This window comes from Williamsia sp. Y844 (assembly GCF_056786475.1).
This window is the reverse complement of sequence record NZ_JBXCJB010000001.1, coordinates 172,393-192,532: the sequence shown is the minus strand read 5'-3', so window position 1 is coordinate 192,532 and position 20,140 is coordinate 172,393. Positions and strand designations below refer to the sequence as shown.

Genomic DNA, 20,140 nt, shown 5'->3' with positions numbered 1-20,140 from the left:
AACGGCGGGACAAACGCCCGCCGTTGTGACAACCGTCAGACGAGGAGCAGGACACCTGATGCGCATTGGAGTGCTTACCGGTGGCGGCGACTGCCCGGGATTGAACGCAGTCATCCGTGCCGTGGTCCGAACCAGCGAGGTCCGATACGGTTCGGCGGTGGTCGGATTTCTCGACGGCTGGCGGGGACTACTCGAAGACCGGCGGATCCATCTGGCCGCCGATGACCGCAACGACCGGCTGCTGGCCAAGGGCGGCACCATGCTCGGTACCGCCCGCACCCATCCCGACAAGTTGCGCGCCGGACTCGATCAGATCCGGCAGACGTTGGACGACAACGGTATCGACGTACTCATCCCGATCGGTGGCGAGGGCACGCTGACCGCGGCGAGCTGGCTGTCCAACGAAGGGGTGCCGGTGGTCGGTGTCCCGAAAACCATCGACAACGACATCAATTGCACCGACGTCACTTTCGGTTTCGATACCGCTCTGACCGTGGCCACCGACGCCATCGACCGCCTGCACAGCACCGCGGAGTCGCACCAGCGGGTGATGCTCGTCGAGGTGATGGGCCGTCACGCCGGATGGATCGCGCTGCATTCCGGCATCGCGTCCGGCGCACACATGATCCTCATCCCCGAACAGCCCTTTGACGTCGAAGAGGTCTGCCGCCTGGTGAAGCGCAGGTTCCAGCGTGGTGACTCGCATTTCATCTGTGTGGTCGCCGAAGGCGCAAAACCCCGGGAGGGGGACGCCTTCGAGATGGTCAAGGGCGGGACCGACGAGTTCGGTCATGAACGTTTCACCGGGGTCGCACAGCAGTTGGCCGTGGAGATCGAACGCCGGATCAACAAAGAAGTCCGGACAACGGTGCTCGGCCATGTGCAACGCGGCGGCAAACCGACCCCCTTCGACCGCGTCCTCGCGACCCGTTTCGGAGTCAACGCCTCCGACGCCGCGCACAACGGCGACACCGGGCAGATGGTGAGCCTGCAGGGCCAGAACATCGGGCTCGTCCCACTCGGCGACGCCGTCAAAGAACTCAAACTCGTTCCCCAGAACCGCTACGAGGACGCCGCCGCCTTCTTCGGCTGACCCCCAACCCCCGATTCTGTGCCCTTTTGGCGAACAAAACCCCAGGTGGGTGTCGCCAAAAGGGCACACTTTCGGGTCAGACGCGGGGTTCGAAGAGTCTCGCTTCACTGTTGAAACGGACTGTGGGGGAGTCGAATTCGGTGGCGATCGTACCGTCGTCGACCAGTTGATCGGCGGTGGCGGCCACCAGGTTCCCGTCTCGGCGGGCGAGCCAGACCGGTCCGACGATCCGCAGTGCAACCTCCACGTCGTGGGTCGACATCACCACCACGATTCCGGTCTCGGCGGCCAGTTTTCGCAGTACCAACAGCAATTCGGTGCGGGCGGCGACATCGAGGAAGGAACTCGGTTCGTCGAGGATCAGCAGCTGTGGTTCCTGGGCCAGCGCACGGGCGATCAGCACCCGCTGGCGTTGGCCGTCGGACAGTTCACCGATCCGGCGTTCGGCGAACGCCGAGGCTCCCATCCGGGCGAGGGCTTCGTCGACGATGGGTGCGACCTGTGACGACCGGCCCGGAATCCAGGAGTGATAGGGCGTGCGGCCGAGTTCGACGAGGGCGCGGGCGGTCAGCAGACCGCTGTCGTCGACGCGGTCGGTGAGCACCACCGCAACCTCGCGGGCGCGGGACGCCGGGCTCATCGTCAGCAGGTGGTGGCCGCCCAGGTTTGCCGTGCCACCCAGGGCCGGCTGCAGTCCGGCGAGGGTCCGCAGCAACGTCGACTTGCCGGTGCCGTTGGCACCGATCACCGCGGTCACCACACCGGGTTCGGCAGTGATGTCGGCCGCCTGCAGGATCTGGTTGTCGTTGCCGCCGAAACGGTGTCTGCGATATCCGACCCGCAGCTTCGACAGTTCGAGTGAGGTCATCGGGTTGCCCCCGATCGCAGTGACCGGACCAGGACCAGGACCACGATCGGTGCGCCGAAGAATGCGGTCAGCACGTTGATCGGCAGGATGCCGTCGCGGCCCGGCATGGTTGTCAGTGCGGCGCAGATCAGGGCGATGACGATGCCCACCAGCGCGGCAACCGGCAGCACCACCCGATGGTCGGACTTGCCGAGCGCGATCCGGGCGACGTGTGGCGCCGCGATACCGATGAATGCGATGGGCCCGCAGTAGGCGGTGACCGAACCCGCCAGCAGCGCGGTGGCGACCACTGCGCCGACCCGCGTCAGGTTCATCCGGATGCCCATGGTCCTGGCGTAGGCCTCGCCGAGTAGGAGCGCGTTCAACGCCGGGATCATGGCGATCGTCACGACGGCGCCGACGGCCACGACCGGGGCCAGGATCTGTAGGTCTTCCCACAACACACCGGAGAACGATCCGAGGCCCCACATCACGAACTCGCGGATGTCGCCGGGGCTGGCGTAGGCGAGCATGAACGACACGATCGAACTCACCACAGAACCCAGCATGACACCGGTGATCAGCAGCCACGACGACGACGTGATCCATTGGGAGAGAATCACAACCACGCCCATCACGGCGGCCGCTCCGAGTGCTGCCGCGACCGTCACCGAGGTCTGGTGATCGTCGGCGACCGTGAGGAAGGCGCCACCGGCACCGAGCGTCACCACCGCGACACCGAAGCTCGCGCCTGCCGAGACACCGAGAATGTAGGGCTCGGCAAGGGGATTGGCGAAGATCGCCTGCATCAGCAGGCCGGCCAGAGCCATCGCCAGACCGGCCAGGATCGCGGTGACGATCCGTGGCATCCGGAACTCGTGCAGCAGCGTGGTGTACTCGGTGGCGCCGGCATCCCCGGTGAACAGATACTGAAAACAGTTGCCGATCGGGATGATCGTCGACCCGACCGACATCGCCGCGATCAGCGCGGCGACCACCGCCAGCAGCAGGCCGGCGATGGTCCAGGAGGTCCGGCTCAACTCAGCTTCTTGTAGAAGGTGAACGTGTGGTCGGGCATCTGATCCGGGTGCGCGATCGCGATCAGGTCGGCGAGCGTCAGATCCGGCCGGATGGCGCCGAGTTCGAAGTAGTTGTTGGCGCCGGCGTCGTTGACCTGTGCGGACGCGGACCAGGCGTTGTTGTCGCGGTAGGCGGCGAACTGTGCGATCCGCGGATCGGTGGTAATGGCGTCGGCCAGCGTCGCGGTGCTTTCGCTGCTCAGGGCCAGCGGCGCAGTGCCTGCGCGCGAGTACACGGTGTCGATGTCTTCGGAGATGCTGCCGGTCGAGGGATTATCGACCCAGGCGTAGGTGATTCCGGCCGCCTTCATCAGCGTCGCACCGTAGCTACCACCGCCGGGGATGTACCAGGTGCCCTGGTAAGGCAGTCCGAGCACGGCCTCCACCGGTGACGAGCCCCCGACCATCGCCTTGGTGTCGTTGTAGTTCTGGGCGACCCCGTCGAAGAACTCGTTGGCGGCTTCTTCGGTATTGGTCAGTGCCGCATACAGTTTGATCCACTCCGCACGGCCCAGTGGATCGACCTCGAGCCAGTCGCTGTTGATCATCACCGGCACTCCGGCCTTTTCGATCTGTGCCAGCGATCGGTCGGTTGGATAGTCGGTGATCAACAGCTGCGGTTTGGCCGAGACCACCATTTCCGGGTCGATCTCACCGGTCGGCGCGTACTGCGGCAGTGAGGCAACCGCTTTGGTCTCCGCCTCGCCGTAGACGTAGTCACTGTTGGCGAAACCGGTCACCACATCGAGTTGATCGAGCTCTGCCAAAGCGGCGAGCTGCGTGGTCGACCCGAGGAACAGGCTGGACGCGGGGGAGTCGATGACCGTGGCGCCTGCGAGGTCTTCGGTCAGCTCGGGTGTGGGCGCGCCGCACTTGGTGAACACGAACGTGTCCTTTTGATCCGTGCTCGTCCCGTTGACGGTCGCCACGATGTACGAGTCGCGGTAGTCCAGATCGAAGTTGTCGGCGTATTCGATCGACAACTTCTCCGGGTAGTAGTCGGTGTCGGCGTCGAAGTCGACGATGCAATCGCGGTCGTCGACGGCCTGATCGTCGTCGCTGCCACCGTCCGAGCAGGCGGTGAGCAGTGTCGCGACGAGTGCGGCGACACCGATGAGGGCTTGCGGACCCTTGCGGGCACGGCCGCTGCGCGCAGACGATGAAATGGATCGGAATGGCGATGGCACGGGCACGGCGTCTCCTCTGCGGGATATACGCGTCCCGCACTCGATGGATATCTACCGTGCTGCGGTGTTCTGACTCATCACCTCTCGGTGATCTCACAGTGGCGCGACCGTCCCGGATTGAAACCGGATTTCCCACTCGCACGGCGAACCGACTATAACCTGCAGGTTCGAGCCGGTTTAAACTACGTGTCATGACTGCTGTGACCACCGAACTGCTCGACTACGACGACGTCATCGCCGACTTCGACCCGGTGATGGGTATGGAGGTGCACGTCGAGCTGGGCACCGAGACCAAGATGTTCTGTGGTTGCCCCACGACCTTCGGCGCCGAACCGAACACGCAGGTCTGCCCGGTGTGCATCGGACTGCCGGGCTCGCTGCCCGTCGTCAACGAGAAAGCCATCGAATCGGCTATCCGGATCGGGCTGGCCCTCAACTGCTCCATCCGGCCATCGAGCACCTTCGCCCGGAAAAACTACTTCTACCCGGATCAGCCGAAGAACTACCAGATCTCGCAGTACGACGACCCGATCGCCTATGAGGGTTACCTCGATGTGGTGCTGGACGACGGCACCACCTGGCGGGTCGAGATCGAGCGCGCCCACATGGAAGAGGACACCGGCAAATCGCTGCACGTCGGCGGAACCGGACGTATCTCCGGTGCCAGCCATTCGCTGCTCGACTACAACCGGGCCGGCGTGCCGCTGATCGAGGTCGTGTCCAAGACCATCGAAGGCGCAGGCGCCCGTGCACCCGAGGTGGCCCGCGCCTACGTCACGGCCCTGCGTGACTTGCTCAAGTCGCTCAATGTCTCCGACGTCCGGATGGACCAGGGCTCGATGCGCTGCGATGCGAACCTGTCGTTGATGCCCAAGGGCGCCACCGAGTTCGGAACCCGCACCGAGACCAAGAACGTCAACTCGCTCAAGAGTGTCGAGGTGGCGGTGCGTTACGAGATGCGCCGTCAGGCCGCGTTGCTCAAGGCCGGTGTCGAGATCATCCAGGAGACCCGGCACTTCCAGGAGACCGACGGGTCGACGTCGGCCGGTCGCCGCAAGGAGACCGCCGAGGACTACCGCTACTTCCCGGAACCGGATCTGCCTCCGGTACAACCGGATTCCGCGTGGATCGAGGAGATCCGGGCCACCCTGCCAGAGCTTCCGTGGCTGCGCCGGGCGCGGATCCAGGAAGAGTGGGGCGTCTCCGACGCGGTGATGCGTGACCTCGTCAATGTCGGTGCCGTGGACCTGATCATTGCGACCGTCGACGCCGGTGCACCGGTCGATGCGGCCCGCAGCTGGTGGGTGTCGTTCCTGGCGCAGCAGGCCAACTCCCGCGGTACCGACCTGGCGGATCTGTCGATCACCCCGGCGCAGGTCGCAACGGTCATCAAGCTTGTCGAGGACGGCAAGCTGACCAACAAGCTGGCCCAGCAGGTGCTGACGGCGGTTCTCGACGGTGAAGGTGAGCCCGAACAGATCGTCGCCGATCGCGGCCTCGAGGTCGTCCGGGACGATTCGGCGTTGCAGAAGGCGGTCGACGAGGCACTGGCCAACAACCCCGACATCGCCGACAAGATCCGCAGCGGCAAGGTCGCGGCTGCCGGAAAGATCGTCGGCGACGTCATGAAGGCCACCCGTGGCCAGGCCGACGCAGGCCGGGTCAAAGAACTGGTGCTCGCGGCCTGCCAGTAGAAGTCTGATGGTCACGTGAACGGGCCCGGCCCGGGGCATTGAAACCCCGGACCGGGCCCGTTTTCACATATTGGTGTCTGCCTTACATGTTCGTGTTTGCGCTGCCTGCCGGTAGCGGAACGATCACCACGCGGTCGTCGGTCGGACCGGCCGTACCGGTTTGCTTGTTCACCGTTCCGACCTGGAGTAGTCCGGCCGGGACCGCGGTGAGACGACCGAGGGCGCCGTACTTCTTGTCCAGGAACGTGACCGGCGCCTCGATGCCCGGCTTTTCCTCGGTCGGTGCGTTCAGGAACTGCAACGCCTGAGTTCGGGTCTGCGACACCACGATCATCCCGCCGACGGCAGCGCAGCCCGCGGTCTCCGGCTTGTCGGGCCAGGTCCACAGCGTGCGTCCGACCCCGGTGGGGCTGATGATCTGCAGTCGGTCCTCGGCGGGTGCGCGGTCGGTGAGATACAGCGCGCCGGTGACGACGTCGGGGCACAGCGCCGGGTTGGCGCCGAGCCCGGAGGTCAGCACCCGCGGCGGCGTGGTGCCACCCGACGAGAGGTCGGTGACCGAGAGTAGTTTTCCGGCAAGCGAATCCGGATCGGCAGCGGCCTGCGGATCGCCGGCGTCACCGGTCGCGACGAGCAGTTCGGTAGGGCTCTTGAAGTAGATCGTGCCCATATTTCCGGTGGTGCCCTTGGGGATACCGACCACGATCGGTTTGGGGATGTCACCCTCGGCGATCCGGACGACCCGGTTGTCGGTGGCGGTGGTGATGTAGGCGTAGACCAGCTGATCCTGCGCGTAGTCGGGGGAGGGTGCGAAGTCGAGTAGACCGCCGTCGCCGGAGGCATCGACGTCCAGCGATGCGACCTCCGTCGTCGGGCCGCCACGTTTGGTGCGCACGATCCTGCCGGTGACACGCTCAGCAACCACCGTCGAGGTGGCGTCGGCGCTGGCCGCGAGGACCCCGCTGGTGGCACCGAGGCAGGTTGCGATGACCGCCGGGTCGGGATCGGGGCACGGGCCGGGGTCGGCTCCGGGGTCGGTCGACGGAACACTGGGCTGGGTTTGGGAGGGCTGTTGCATCTGCGGGTTCTGATTCGCAGAGAAATCCCCGGCTTCGCGGTTGCGGTCCTGCTCGGCAAAACCGTCGTTGCAGCCGGTCACCACCAGGGCCGCCGCCACCAGCGAGACCACAAGGCGGGCAAGCGCAGGCCGGTGGCGCAATGTCATGGCGTCCACCCTACTGATCGCCTCGAACTGGTTGACCCCCGAACTGGTCGACCGCGATGGGCCCGGTGATCGCGACCATCCTCGACACAACCTCTAAGGTCATCGTGTGACCGAACGAGATCCCGACGGCCAAGGGTCGAGCCCATACGACGAGCCCACCGAACAGATCGAGTTGCCCTTGACGCGGGCACACGACCCGCGCGGGGCGCAGGACGAGGGGGATACCGGCGCGTACGGCTATGAGCCCTACCGATCCGCCGGTTTCTCCGACGGTGAGGCCGAGCTCGAGGAAACCGAGCAGATACCCACCATGCGCAAACGTCAGTCGAACGAGTCGGTCCCGGCCGACATCGCCGACCAGGACACCGACGTGGTGATGACCCCGGCTGCCGATGCGCCGCCGTCGAACGCGACAACGCGGATCCCGGTCGCGGCCATCGACCGGGACGACTTCCACCGTGAGCACGGCCCGCAGCCGCGTTATGACGACGATGACGACTTCGCGTCCGGCGGCCCGGCCGAACCGGAACCGGTGGCTCCACTGGTGACCGAGCTTCCGGCCCGTCGCGGCACGCTCGATCTCGGCCTGCTGGTGCTCCGGCTCGGTGTGGGCCTGATCGCGATGGCGCACGGCAGCCAGAAGTTGTTCGGGTGGTGGAACGGTCCGCGCCTGTCCGGCTTCGAGGATTACCTGATCAATGCACCGGATCCCGCGATCGGCTTCAACTCGGACGCCGCCAAACCCCTCGCGGTCCTCGGGGCGCTCTCCGAGACCATCGGTGGCCTGATGTTGGTGCTCGGTCTGCTGACACCGGTCGCGGGCTCTGCGGTGCTTGGCGTGATGCTGGTGGCGTCGGCCTACAAGGCAACACTTGCCGGCGGTGTCTGGTTCTTCGCCTCCGACCCGGACTACGCAGGCGGCGGCATCGAATTCGAGTTGTTCCTGGCATTGGCCGCTGCGGCGATCATCCTGACCGGTCCCGGCCGTATTTCTCTCGACTTCGGACGAGGTTGGGCCACCCGGCCATTCATCGGTTCGGTGGCGTGGTTGGTGATCGGCATCGCCGCGCCGATCACCATCTGGTTCCTGTTCAACGGAACCAACCCGTTCGAATCCCCGGGCAACCCCGCACCCTGACCTCTGGCCCCACCACAAACGCTCCACCTATACGAGGACGCTCCACAAATATGTGGAGCGTCTTCGTATAGGTGGAGCGTTTGGTGAACGGGGAGGTGAGGTAGTCGACTACCCCATGGGGGCCTGCGCGGGTGGCTAAGACTGGTGAGGTCGACGAACGGTGAAGACATGACTGCAGAAACCAGACTCCCCGAGACGGCTGACGGCACCACCGACGTGTTCCTCGGACCCGGCGAGGCCGATCGACTGACGGCTTCGATCACCGGAACCGGACCGCAACTGTCCACATACTCTCCGGCGACAGGGGAGCATCTGGCGACGTTTACTTCGTCCACCGCCGGCGATGTGGCCGACGCCTTCGGCAAAGCCCGCCTGGCTCAGCAGCGGTGGGCCCAGACCTCCCCGCGCGACCGGGTGGCGCCGTTTTTGCGGCTGCACGATGAGGTGCTCGCGAAACGGGAGCTCCTCGACATCGTGCAAGCCGAGACCGGCAAATCTCGGATCAGTGCCTTCGAAGAGACGATCGACGTCGCAGGGGTCGCGCTGTACTACGGGCGTCACGCCCCCGGCTTCCTCGCACCGCGTCGACGTGCCGGCGCGATCCCCGGGGCGACCCGGACCACCGAGTTCCGCCATCCCAAAGGTGTGGTCGCGATTGTCACCCCGTGGAACTACCCACTCGCCCTGGCGGTCAGCGATATTGTCCCGGCGCTCCTTGCCGGCAATGCCGTTGTCCACAAGCCCGACACCCAGACGGTTCTCAGCGCCCTGCGAGGCCGGGAATTGCTGATTGAATGCGGACTCGACGCCGACTTGTGGCAGATCGTCGTCGGTGAACCCGAAACTGTCGGCCAGCCGATGATCGACGCTTGCGACCACATCCTGTTCACCGGTTCGAGCGCCGCCGGACGCCGTATCGCCGAAGCCGCGGGGCGCCGATTGATCGGCTGCACACTCGAACTCGGCGGGAAGAATCCGATGCTGGTGCTCGCCGATGCCGATCTGGACAAAGCTGCCAGAGGTACTGCGCGAGCGTGCTTCTCAACGACTGGGCAACTATGTCTGTCAACCGAACGGCTCTACGTGGCAGCGGAGGTGTACGACGAGTTCCTTGCGAAGTTGATCGCCCGGACTCGCGCGCTCACACTCGGCAAAGGCGCCGGATACGGCTACGACGTCGGTTCCCTGACTTCGAAACGTCAGCTCGACACAGTGGGCCGTCACGTCTCACAGGCCACTGACCTCGGAGCGAAGGTCCTCGTCGGAGGACGTCCGCGACCGGACCTCGGTCCGTACTTCTACGAACCGACCATCCTCGACGGTGTCACACCTGAGATGGAGGTGTTTGCCAACGAGACATTCGGACCGGTGGTATCGGTGTACAAAGTGGCAAACGAAGACGAAGCGATCCGGCTCGCGAACGACACCGAATACGGGCTCAATGCCAGTGTGTGGACAAAAGATACGTCAAAGGGGCTTCGCATCGGTGCGCAGCTCCGTTGCGGGGTGGTCAACATCAACGAAGGATATGGCTCGGCCCACGCGTCGAACGATGCCCCGATGGGTGGGATGAAGGCGTCAGGTCAAGGCCGTCGGCACGGTGAGGTCGGCATTCTCGAGTTCGTCGACCTGCAGACGGTGGCCAGCCAGCACGTCATCGAGTTCGATCGCCCACCCCAGATCAGCCCCGAGCGATACGTCGCTTTCATCGCCGGGGTCTATCGGGCGATGAAGAAGTTGCACATCAAATGACTTGCAGCGCAACCCAACCAGCCGCAAACGCTCCACCTATACGAGGACGCTCCACAAAGATGTGGAGCGTCCTCGTATAGGTGGAGCATTTGGTGAACGGGGGTCAGTCGACCTTGCGGACGGCGCCCTTGTCGGCCGACGTCGCGAGCTTCGCGTAGGCGCGCAGTGCGGTGGTGACCTTGCGCTCGCGAACCTCACGTGGCTGCCACGGACGTTCGGAGGCATCCATCTTGGCGCGACGCACGGCCAGGGTCTCGTCGTCGACGAGGACCTCGATCTTGCGCGTCTTGACGTCGATGAGGATCTGATCGCCGTCTTCGATGAGCCCGATCACGCCACCGGAGGCGGCTTCGGGTGAGATGTGCCCGATCGACAGACCCGAGGAACCACCGGAGAACCGGCCGTCGGTGATCAGGGCGCACTTCTTGCCCATGCCGGTGCCCTTCATGAAGGCTGTCGGGTGGAGCATCTCCTGCATTCCGGGACCACCGGCGGGACCTTCGTAGCGGACCACCAGGACGTCACCGGCCTGAATGGTCTTGCTCAGGATGGTCTGCACGGCGTCCTCCTGGGACTCGACGACGCGCGCCGGGCCCTGGAAGTGCCAGAGATCTTCGTCGATGCCTGCGGTCTTGAGGATGGCGCCGTCCTCGGCGAGGTTGCCCCGCAGGACGCAGAGCCCACCCTCGACGGTGTAGGCGTGCGCGAGGTCGCGGATGCAACCGTCTGCCGCATCGGTGTCGAGTGAACTCCACCGGTTGGCCGTCGAGAACGGAGTGGTGGTGCGCACGCCACCGGGGGCGGCGTGGAACAGTTCGAAGGCTTCGTCGATCGCCTTGCCGCCGCGGATGTCCCAGTCGTCGAGGAAGGTCCCGATGGTGGGGGAGTGAACCGTGCTCGCGGTGTAGTCGATGAGTCCGGCGCGGCGCAATTCACCCAGGATCGCGGCGATTCCGCCGGCCCGGTGCACGTCTTCCATGTGGTAATCCGAGTTGGGGGAGACCTTCGACAGGCAGGGAACCTTGCGGCTGATCTCGTCGATGACGGTGAGGTCGAAGTCGTCGACCTCACCCTCCTGTGCGGCGGCCAGCACGTGCAGGACCGTGTTGGTCGATCCGCCCATGGCGACATCGAGGGCCATTGCGTTGCGGAATGCGGTGGGGGTGGCGATATTTCGCGGCAACACCGATTCGTCTTCTTCGTGGTAATACCGCTTGGCGGCTTCGACGACGACGGTTCCGGCGCGGGTGAACAGGGCGTGCCGTGCCTCGTGCGTGGCCAGCGTCGAGCCGTTGCCCGGCAGCGCCAGGCCCAAAGCCTCGGTCAGGCAGTTCATCGAGTTGGCTGTGAACATGCCCGAGCACGAACCGCAGGTCGGGCAGGCGGCCAGTTCGACCTCGCGCAGTGCATCGTCGTCGACGGAGTCGTTGGCGGACGCGGAGATCGAGGTGATCAGATCGGACGACGGATGAACCGTGTCACCGACCACGACGGCCTTACCGGCCTCCATCGGCCCACCGGAGACGAACACGGTTGGGATGTTCAGGCGCATCGCGGCGTTGAGCATCCCGGGAGTGATCTTGTCGCAGTTCGAGATACACACGAGTGCGTCGGCGGTGTGCGCGTTGACCATGTATTCCACGGAGTCGGCGATGATCTCGCGGCTCGGCAGGGAATAGAGCATGCCGTCGTGGCCCATCGCGATTCCGTCGTCGACGGCGATGGTGTGGAACTCGCGGGGCACTCCACCGGCAGCGCGGACCGCGGCGGCGACGATTTCGCCGACGTCCTTCAGATGCACGTGGCCGGGTACGAACTGGGTATACGAATTGGCAATGGCGACAATCGGTTTACCGAAGTCGTCATCGGTCATGCCGGTGGCGCGCCAGAGTGAGCGTGCGCCCGAGGCGTTGCGTCCGATGGTGGTTTTCCGTGACCTCAACTGCGGCATGACTATTGGTTCCTCGCCTATCGACCAGCTCCGACCGGGGCTGCGGTGCGGAGAGTTGCGCGGTTTACGCTACGCCGCTATGCGGCGCGGTTTCAAAACGGTGGTCACGAGGCCTTTTTGTCTGAGCCGCTCTCGGACTCGGCGGCCGCGGCGTCCGAGGCCGCATACGGGTCCGGGATGCGGCCCTTGCTGGCGGCAGAGAGTCGGGGCAGGTCCCGGAAGCTGATCGCGGGGAGGGTCAACGTCGAGTCGTCCTGCAGTACCGCCCGCACCGCGCCCCAACGCGGGAACTGCAGTCCGGTGATCTGATCCCACGTTGCGCTGTGCTGACCGCGCAGTGTCCGGGTGGTGAGTCCTTCTTCGGTGACCGTGGTGCGAAGACGGTGTACCCACACCGCGACGACCACGGGTACGGCGAGTGTCCAGCCCAGGTAGGGCAGTGATACCCCGGCCAGCACGAGTGCGGACACCACCATCATGAAGACGGCAAAATAAGAGATGGGATGGATGCGGAACTCCGCGGGCAACTCGATTGCTTCTGGCTCAGACACTCCTACATTGTTCCATCCCTTGGGAGTGGCCTTCGACAGTCCGGTGCGCCGCCCATCGATGGCCTGCTGACTGAGCCCCTGATCCCATCATGTGGGATCGATATGGCATGAGTTTGACTCCTTGAACCCGCAGTTCTAGCCTCTTTAATTGTGATGCAGAAACAGATTCTCGTACTCGGCCGGCGCGTCTCCGCCTGACCGGGTACACGAAGTACTCACAAAGCATCGACGCGCCACCCTCGCACAGCACCGCTGTCGGGGGTTTTTTGTTGTCCACCTACGTTGCGGCCATCGGGCCGAGCGTCTGAGTAGAGGGAAAGTGCAGTGAGCGCACCAACAGCACGCACCCAGCCGGGGCCAGGCCCCCGCGGAACGGGATCGCGCAACACGGGCAATGGCGCCCCGGCCGTACCTTCGCCGCAACAGCGGCGCACGGTCGCGCCCGAGCGTGTCAGTGGAGCACAGGCAGTAGTGCGCTCACTCGAAGAACTCGGTGTCACGTCGGTCTTCGGCATTCCGGGTGGAGCCGTACTCCCTCTTTACGACCCGCTGTTCGATTCGAAGCAGGTCCGCCACATTCTTGTTCGTCACGAACAGGGTGCGGGTCACGCGGCCACCGGTTATGCCCAGGCCACGGGCCGCGTCGGCGTCTGTATCGCGACGTCCGGACCCGGCGCCACCAACCTGGTGACCCCGTTGGCCGATGCTCAGATGGATTCGGTTCCCATCGTTGCGATCACCGGGCAGGTCGGTCGGGCGCTGATCGGCACCGACGCCTTCCAGGAAGCCGACATCTCCGGTATCACCATGCCGATCACCAAGCACAACTTCTTGGTGAACAGTGGCGCCGAGATCGCCAAGGTGATGGCCGAAGCCTTCTACATCGCCGAGAGCGGCCGTCCGGGCGCAGTCCTGGTCGACATCCCCAAGGACATCCTGCAGGCGCAGACCACATTCTCGTGGCCGCCACAGATCGATCTGCCCGGCTACCGTCCGGTGACCAAGCCGCACGGCAAGCAGGTTCGTGAGGCCGCGCGGATGATCGCCGCGGCCCAGGCACCGGTGCTGTACGTCGGCGGCGGGGTCATCAAGGCCAATGCATCTGCCGAACTGCTCGAATTGGCAGAACTCACCGGTATTCCCGTGGTCACCACCCTCATGGCCCGCGGCGCGTTCCCAGACAGCCACAAGCAGCACCTGGGAATGCCCGGAATGCACGGCACCGTCGCGGCGGTTGCCGGTTTGCAGCGCAGCGATCTGCTGATCACCCTCGGCGCTCGCTTCGATGACCGGGTCACCGGCATGCTCGACTCGTTTGCGCCGGACGCCAAGGTGATCCACGCCGACATCGATCCCGCCGAAATCGGCAAGAACCGTCATGCCGACGTCCCCATCGTCGGCGACTGCATGGCGGTCATCACCGAACTGATCGAGGCGGTGCGCGATGAGCGGGCCACCACGACCGGCGCGCCGGATCTGAGCACGTGGTGGACCTACCTCGACGGGGTTCGTCGCACGTACCCGCTGAGCTACGACCGGCCCTCGGACGGCTCGATGTCGCCCGAGTTCGTGATCTCGGCGATCGGCAAGACTGCCGGACCCGACGCGATCTACTGCGCCGGTGTCGGTCAGCACCAGATGTGGGCAGCACAGTTCATCTCGTACGAGAATCCGCGTACCTGGCTGAACTCCGGTGGCCTTGGCACCATGGGCTATGCCGTTCCGGCGGCCATGGGTGCCAAGCAGGGCATGCCCGACGCCGAGGTGTGGGCCATCGACGGCGACGGCTGCTTCCAGATGACCAATCAGGAACTGGCCACGTGTGCCATCGAAGGCATCCCCATCAAGGTGGCCGTGATCAACAACGGCAACCTGGGCATGGTTCGGCAGTGGCAGACCCTCTTCTACGAAGAGCGGTACTCCAACACCAACCTGTCGACGCACAATGCCGATCCGTCGCAGCGCATCCCGGACTTCGTCAAACTGGCGGACGCCCTCGGTTGTGTCGGACTCCGTTGTGAGCGTGAAGAAGACGTCGACGCCGTGCTGGCGCAGGCGCGTGCGATCAACGACCGGCCGGTCGTGATCGACTTCATCGTCGGCGCCGACGCGCAGGTGTGGCCGATGGTCGCTGCCGGCACCGGCAACGACCAGATCATGGCGGCCCGGGGCATTCGTCCACTGTTCGACGACGACGAGGCCGCGTCCACCCATCCCGATGAGATCCACAAGGCGATGACCCGTAGCGTCGAGAAGGGCGAGCAGAAGTGACCACCCACCACACGCTCAGCGTGCTTGTCGAAGATCGTCCCGGCGTTTTGGCCCGGGTGGCGTCGCTGTTCTCGCGTCGCGGTTTCAACATCGAGTCGCTGGCCGTCGGTGCCACCGAACTCAAGGGTGTCTCGCGGATGACCATCATGGTCTCCGTCGAGGACTTCCCGCTGGAGCAGGTGACGAAGCAGCTCAACAAGCTGATCAACGTCATCAAGATCGTCGAGCAGGACCCCGACACCTCGGTGGCCCGCGAGCTCCTGATGGTCAAGGTGCGCGCCGACGCATCTGCACGCGGAGAGGTGATCGAAGTGGTCAACCTGTTCCGCGCCAAGGTAATCGACGTCTCACCCGACTCGATCACCGTCGAGGCGACCGGTACGCAAGACAAGCTCGACGCGCTGCTGAAGATGCTCGATCCCTACGGCATCAGGGAGATCGCCCAGTCGGGCATCGTCGCCCTTGGCCGTGGCCCCAAGAGCATGTCCGCGGCTCGCTGACACAATCTAGACAAACAAAACTGATCCCTGGCCAATGATGGCCGGGAGATTCACCAATGAAGGGAAGTCAAGTGGCAGTCGAGATGTTCTACGACGACGATGCCGACCTGTCGATCATCCAGGGCCGCAAGGTTGCGGTCATCGGATACGGCAGCCAGGGTCACGCGCACTCATTGAGCCTGCGCGACTCGGGCGTCGAGGTCCGCATCGGCCTCAAAGAAGGCTCGAAGTCTCGTGCCAAGGCAGAGGAAGCCGGCCTGACCGTCGGTACGCCGGCAGAGGTTTCCGAGTGGGCGGACGTCATCATGGTGCTCGCACCGGATACCGCTCAGGCAAGCATCTTCACCAATGACATCGAGCCCAACCTCAAGGACGGCGACGCGCTGTTCTTCGGTCACGGCCTGAACATCCACTTCGACCTGATCAAGGCTCCGGAGTTCGTCACCGTCGGCATGGTCGCACCGAAGGGCCCCGGCCACCTCGTGCGTCGTCAGTTCGTCGACGGCAAGGGCGTTCCCGCGCTCATCGCAGTGGATCAGGATCCCAAGGGTGAGGGCCAGGCGCTCGCGCTGTCCTACGCCAAGGGCATCGGTGGCACCCGTGCAGGCGTCATCAAGACCACCTTCAAGGAAGAGACCGAGACGGACCTCTTCGGCGAGCAGGCCGTGCTCTGCGGCGGCACCGAAGAACTCGTCAAGGTCGGCTTCGAGGTCATGGTCGAGGCCGGTTACGCGCCCGAGATGGCGTACTTCGAGGTTCTTCACGAGCTCAAGCTCATCGTCGACCTCATGTACGAGGGTGGCATCGCCCGCATGAACTACTCGGTGTCCGACACCGCTGAGTTCGGTGGCTACGTGTCGGGCCCGCGGGTCATCGACGCGGGTACCAAGGAGCGCATGCAGGCCATCCTCAAGGACATCCAGGACGGCACCTTCGTCAAGCGTCTGGTTGCCAACGTCGAGGGTGGCAACAAGGAGCTCGAAGGTCTGCGTAAGCAGAACGCCGAGCACCCGATCGAGGTCACCGGCCAGAAGCTGCGCGACCTGATGAGCTGGGTTGATCGCCCGATCACCGAAACCGCCTGATATTCAAGCGAATTCATAGAAAGGCCCCGGACCATTGGTTCGGGGCCTTTCTGTTGTCCGTCTCAGGACAGGCGAAATCCGGTGATTCGTCGATCTGCAGGATCGCGATGCCCGAACCACCGCCGAGCGGGACCTTCCCCTGAGTCTCCGAGGCGGGGGACATCACGAGCGAGCGGGTCAGTACACCTTGAATCCGTTGACCCCGCGCAGAGGCAGGTCGTCCAGGATCGGCTTGATGTTGGTGCCCGTCTCGGGTCCGATGCAGCCGACGTAGTAGTAGGCGTTCACCATGCCGATGAGTCGGTCACCGATGACCACCGGGCTGCCCGAGTCGCCCTCGAGAACACAGATCTGACTGATGTGCTCGACGCCGTCGGCGAACCACGTGACACCACAGGTGTTGCCGCTGGTCCGGCCTTCCTTGCAGGCGATGTCCGGGAACTGCGGGGGAGTCGTCTGCACGCTGCGGATGGTCACGTTCCCGACCGTGCGGGTCGGTGCGACCTTCTCCGGATCGAACGCGATGATCGCGTAGTCGAGTTTGTGATTGGAGAACGTGATCCGGCCCAGGACGCCGCGATCCTGATCTTGCTCGGAGGCGACCCGCTGTCCGCCCTCACCACAGTGGCCTGCGGTCAACCCGTAGAGCGTGCCGGTGTTGTCGGTGCCGATGGTGGTCAGCGTGCACGCCGAGGCACTGTTGCCGCCTTTGAGGATCAGGATTCCCGAACCGCCGCCCAAGGCGACCTTCGCCGGTGCCGCGACCGCAGCTCCGCCCCCGGTCACAAGTAGTGCGGCGGATGCCAGGGCCATGCAGGCCACAAGCAATTTCTTCAGCATCGGATTCCCCAATCATCGGCCGTGGTCTATCCCGGTGTGTCTCCCCCGAAGCCGGAATATCCTCCTTGAAAGATAGTCGCAATCGATCTTCGGGGCGGCATTTCCCAGGTCATCGGGCCGACTGATCCGATTCATGCAGGTCCGCGCCGGGGTTCGTCGATATACCCGGGAACGGATCGCTGTGGGCGGCCACTAAGCTGATCGCTGGAGTTGCCACTTCGCTGGCTCCCGGTAAGCGCCGGGCGCTACCCGACCCCAGGAGAATTTTACTGTGAGCCCCACCGGCCGCCCAGTCGTGTTGATCGCCGACAAATTGGCACAGTCCACGGTTGCTGCCCTCGGCGAAGATGTCGAGGTGCGCTGGGTCGATGGCCCCGACCGCCCGAAGTTGCTCGAGGCAGTCAAGGATGCCGACGCCATTCTCGTGCGTTCGGCTACTCAGGTTGATGCCGAGGTCCTCGCCGCCGGACCCAACCTGAAGATCATCGCCCGCGCCGGCGTCGGACTCGACAATGTCGATGTCGCGGCCGCAACCGAGCGGGGCGTGATGGTGGTCAATGCACCGACGTCCAACATCCACACCGCCGCCGAGCACGCCGTCAGCCTGTTGCTGTCCGCTGCCCGGCAGATCCCGGCCGCCGATGCCACCCTGCGCGAGCACGAGTGGAAGCGGTCGAAGTTCAACGGTGTCGAGATCTTCGGCAAGACCGTCGGTGTTGTCGGACTCGGCCGGATCGGACAGCTGTTCGCACAGCGCCTGGCCGCCTTCGAGACCAACATCATCGCGTACGACCCCTACGTGTCGCCGGCTCGCGCCGCACAGCTCGGTATCGAGCTGGTCACCCTGGACGAGCTGCTCGAGCGCGCCGACATGTTCTCGGTGCACCTGCCCAAGACTCCGGAGACCCTCGGCCTCATCGGCGCCGACGAGCTGGCCCGCACCAAGAAGGGCGTCATCGTCGTCAACGCCGCTCGCGGTGGGCTGATCGACGAGCAGGCACTGGCCGATGCCATCAAGACCGGTCATGTGTTCGCCGCAGGCCTCGACGTCTACGCCACCGAGCCGTGCACTGATTCGCCGCTGTTCGAGCTCCCGCAGGTAGTGGTGACCCCGCATCTGGGTGCCTCCACCTCGGAGGCGCAGGATCGCGCAGGCACCGACGTCGCCAAGAGCGTGCGGCTGGCCCTGGCCGGACACTTCGTCCCCGACGCCGTGAACATCACCGGTGGCGCAGTCGACGACGAGGTCGCCCCGTGGCTCGAACTCGTCCGCAAGCTCGGTGTCCTGGTCGGCGCCCTGTCGGGTCAGGTTCCGGCCAACCTCAGCGTTGACGTCCGCGGCGAGATCGCGTCGCGCAATGTCGACGTCCTCGGACTGTCCGCGCTGCGTGGTCTGTTCTCCGCCGTCATCGAGGATCCGGTCACCTTCGTGAACGCTCCCGCCTTGGCGGCCGAGCGTGGTGTCACCTCTGAGGTGACCACCGCATCGGAGAGCCCGAATCACCGCAACCTGGTGGATCTGCGTGCGGTCTTCGGTGACGGAACCGTCCTCAATGTCGGTGGCACCCTGTCGGGGCCTGCCGAGGTCGAGAAGATCGTCAACATCAACGGCCGCAACTTCGACCTGCGGGCCGAAGGCCTCAATCTTGTTGTCTCCTATGGAGATCAGCCGGGATCACTGGGCAAGATCGGCACCCTGCTCGGCAACGCCGGCATCGACATCGCGGCCGCCGGACTCTCGCAGGACGCCGAGGGTGAAGGCGCGACCATCCTGCTGCGCGTGAGCCAGCAGATCCCCGAGGCCGTCCTCACCGCCATCGGTGAGGCAGTCGGCGCGACGCTCATCAAGCAGGTCGACCTGTCATGAAACTCGCTGTCATAGCCGGCGACGGAATCGGCCCTGAGGTCATCTCCGAAGCTCTGGCGGTACTGGAACACGTCCTGCCGGGCGTCGAGACCACCGAGTTCGATCTCGGCGCCAATCGCTACCACCGCACCGGCGAACTGCTGACCGATGAGGATCTGACCGCGATTCGCGGCCACGACGCGATCCTGCTTGGCGCGATCGGCGATCCGTCGGTCACCCCGGGCATCCTCGAGCGCGGTTTGCTGCTGAACATGCGCTTTGCGCTCGATCACCATGTGAACCTGCGCCCGAGCAAGCTCTACCCCGGCGTCACCTCGCCGCTGGCGGGCAACCCCGACATCGACTTCGTTGTGGTCCGTGAAGGCACGGAAGGTCCGTACACCGGCAACGGTGGTGCCATCCGCGTCGGTACCCCGAACGAGGTCGCCACCGAGGTCAGCGTCAACACCCGGTTCGGCATCGAACGCGTTGTCCGCGATGCCTTCAAGCGTGCTCAGGCCCGTCGCAAGCACCTCACACTGATCCACAAGACAAACGTGCTCACGTTTGCCGGATCGATGTGGAAGCGCACCGTCGACGAGGTTGCGGTTGAGTACCCCGAGGTCACCGTCGATTACAACCACATCGATGCGGCGACCATCTACATGGTCACCAACCCGGGTCGTTACGACGTCATCGTCACCGACAACCTGTTCGGCGACATCATCACCGACATCGCAGGCGCGGTCAGCGGTGGCATCGGCCTGGCGGCGTCGGGCAACATCGATGCGACCGGCACCAACCCGTCGATGTTCGAGCCGGTCCACGGAAGTGCTCCGGATATCGCCGGGAAGGGCGTCGCCGATCCCACGGCTGCCATCCTGTCGGTGGAACTCCTGCTGCGTCATCTCGGCCACGAGGCCGAGGCCGACCGGATCTCGCAGGCGGTCGCCGCCGACCTGGCGAGCCGCGGAGAACTTCCGGTCGACACCAAGGAGATCGGGACCCGGATCCGGGCAGCCCTGGGCTGACCCGCCGGCCGGGCACACTCACAAACCCCACCCGTTCCAGGCATTTCCAC

General features: G+C 64.9%; 16 protein-coding genes. 9 read left to right on the top strand and 7 right to left on the bottom strand.

The window, feature by feature from the left end; genetic code table 11:
- The first annotated feature begins 58 nt into the window (after positions 1–58).
- The gene (locus AC1TQG_RS00940; RefSeq protein WP_482135082.1) at positions 59–1,093 is read left to right on the top strand and encodes an ATP-dependent 6-phosphofructokinase; all 1,035 of its coding nucleotides are present in this window, start codon (positions 59–61) and stop codon (positions 1,091–1,093) included.
- A 76-nt stretch (positions 1,094–1,169) separates the two neighbouring features.
- On the opposite strand, the gene AC1TQG_RS00935 is transcribed toward AC1TQG_RS00940, so the two are convergent.
- From AC1TQG_RS00935 to AC1TQG_RS00925, 3 genes are read right to left on the bottom strand one after another with little or no spacing between them, the layout of a single operon-like run.
- The gene (locus AC1TQG_RS00935; protein ID WP_482135081.1) at positions 1,170–1,961 is read right to left on the bottom strand and encodes an ABC transporter ATP-binding protein; all 792 of its coding nucleotides are present in this window, start codon (positions 1,959–1,961) and stop codon (positions 1,170–1,172) included.
- On the bottom strand, positions 1,958–2,980 hold the full coding sequence (locus AC1TQG_RS00930; protein ID WP_482135080.1) for a FecCD family ABC transporter permease: 1,023 nt from the start codon (positions 2,978–2,980) through the stop codon (positions 1,958–1,960). Before AC1TQG_RS00930 ends, AC1TQG_RS00935 begins: the two co-directional genes overlap by 4 nt.
- Positions 2,977–4,206 carry an ABC transporter substrate-binding protein gene (locus AC1TQG_RS00925; protein WP_482135079.1) on the bottom strand — a complete coding sequence of 410 codons (1,230 nt, stop codon included), beginning with the start codon at positions 4,204–4,206 and terminating at the stop codon, positions 2,977–2,979. Before AC1TQG_RS00925 ends, AC1TQG_RS00930 begins: the two co-directional genes overlap by 4 nt.
- A gap of 191 nt (positions 4,207–4,397) precedes the next feature.
- Between AC1TQG_RS00925 and gatB the strand changes: the two genes are divergently transcribed.
- On the top strand, positions 4,398–5,900 hold the full coding sequence (gatB, locus tag AC1TQG_RS00920; RefSeq protein WP_482135078.1) for an Asp-tRNA(Asn)/Glu-tRNA(Gln) amidotransferase subunit GatB: 1,503 nt from the start codon (positions 4,398–4,400) through the stop codon (positions 5,898–5,900).
- 82 nt (positions 5,901–5,982) lie between these two features.
- Here gatB and AC1TQG_RS00915 read toward each other — a convergent pair whose 3' ends face one another.
- Positions 5,983–7,125 (bottom strand): PQQ-dependent sugar dehydrogenase, encoded by a 1,143-nt coding sequence (locus AC1TQG_RS00915; RefSeq protein WP_482135077.1) that lies wholly within the window; start codon positions 7,123–7,125, stop codon positions 5,983–5,985.
- 106 nt (positions 7,126–7,231) lie between these two features.
- On the opposite strand from AC1TQG_RS00915, the gene AC1TQG_RS00910 reads away from it, so the two are divergent.
- Complete coding sequence (locus AC1TQG_RS00910) at positions 7,232–8,263, top strand: DoxX family membrane protein (protein WP_482135076.1); 1,032 nt, start codon at positions 7,232–7,234, stop codon at positions 8,261–8,263.
- Between the two features lie 168 nt (positions 8,264–8,431).
- Positions 8,432–10,015, top strand: a complete 1,584-nt coding sequence (locus tag AC1TQG_RS00905) for a succinic semialdehyde dehydrogenase (RefSeq protein WP_482135075.1) — start codon at positions 8,432–8,434, stop codon at positions 10,013–10,015.
- 103 nt (positions 10,016–10,118) lie between these two features.
- Here AC1TQG_RS00905 and ilvD read toward each other — a convergent pair whose 3' ends face one another.
- Both ilvD and AC1TQG_RS00895 read right to left on the bottom strand, forming a co-directional pair.
- On the bottom strand, positions 10,119–11,966 hold the full coding sequence (ilvD, locus tag AC1TQG_RS00900; protein WP_482135074.1) for a dihydroxy-acid dehydratase: 1,848 nt from the start codon (positions 11,964–11,966) through the stop codon (positions 10,119–10,121).
- Positions 11,967–12,070: 104 nt separating this feature from the next.
- The gene (locus AC1TQG_RS00895) at positions 12,071–12,517 is read right to left on the bottom strand and encodes a PH domain-containing protein (protein ID WP_482135073.1); all 447 of its coding nucleotides are present in this window, start codon (positions 12,515–12,517) and stop codon (positions 12,071–12,073) included.
- 324 nt (positions 12,518–12,841) lie between these two features.
- On the opposite strand from AC1TQG_RS00895, the gene AC1TQG_RS00890 reads away from it, so the two are divergent.
- From AC1TQG_RS00890 to ilvC, 3 genes are all read left to right on the top strand, one after another.
- Positions 12,842–14,788: an acetolactate synthase large subunit gene (locus AC1TQG_RS00890; protein WP_482135072.1), complete on the top strand. Its 1,947-nt coding sequence runs from the start codon at positions 12,842–12,844 to the stop codon at positions 14,786–14,788.
- Positions 14,785–15,288, top strand: coding sequence for an acetolactate synthase small subunit (gene ilvN, locus AC1TQG_RS00885; RefSeq protein ID WP_482135071.1), 504 nt, complete (start codon positions 14,785–14,787; stop codon positions 15,286–15,288). Before AC1TQG_RS00890 ends, ilvN begins: the two co-directional genes overlap by 4 nt.
- A gap of 83 nt (positions 15,289–15,371) precedes the next feature.
- Positions 15,372–16,373, top strand: a complete 1,002-nt coding sequence (gene ilvC / locus AC1TQG_RS00880) for a ketol-acid reductoisomerase (RefSeq protein ID WP_482137217.1) — start codon at positions 15,372–15,374, stop codon at positions 16,371–16,373.
- 177 nt (positions 16,374–16,550) lie between these two features.
- Here the strand turns inward: ilvC and AC1TQG_RS00875 are convergent, their stop codons facing one another.
- Positions 16,551–17,213: a S1 family peptidase gene (locus AC1TQG_RS00875; protein ID WP_482135070.1), complete on the bottom strand. Its 663-nt coding sequence runs from the start codon at positions 17,211–17,213 to the stop codon at positions 16,551–16,553.
- A gap of 271 nt (positions 17,214–17,484) precedes the next feature.
- On the opposite strand from AC1TQG_RS00875, the gene serA reads away from it, so the two are divergent.
- Together serA and AC1TQG_RS00865 are read left to right on the top strand one after the other, a co-directional pair.
- On the top strand, positions 17,485–19,080 hold the full coding sequence (gene serA, locus AC1TQG_RS00870) for a phosphoglycerate dehydrogenase (protein ID WP_482135069.1): 1,596 nt from the start codon (positions 17,485–17,487) through the stop codon (positions 19,078–19,080).
- Positions 19,077–20,090, top strand: coding sequence for a 3-isopropylmalate dehydrogenase (locus AC1TQG_RS00865; RefSeq protein WP_482135068.1), 1,014 nt, complete (start codon positions 19,077–19,079; stop codon positions 20,088–20,090). The genes serA and AC1TQG_RS00865 overlap by 4 nt, the downstream gene beginning before the upstream one ends.
- The last annotated feature ends 50 nt before the right edge of the window (positions 20,091–20,140 follow it).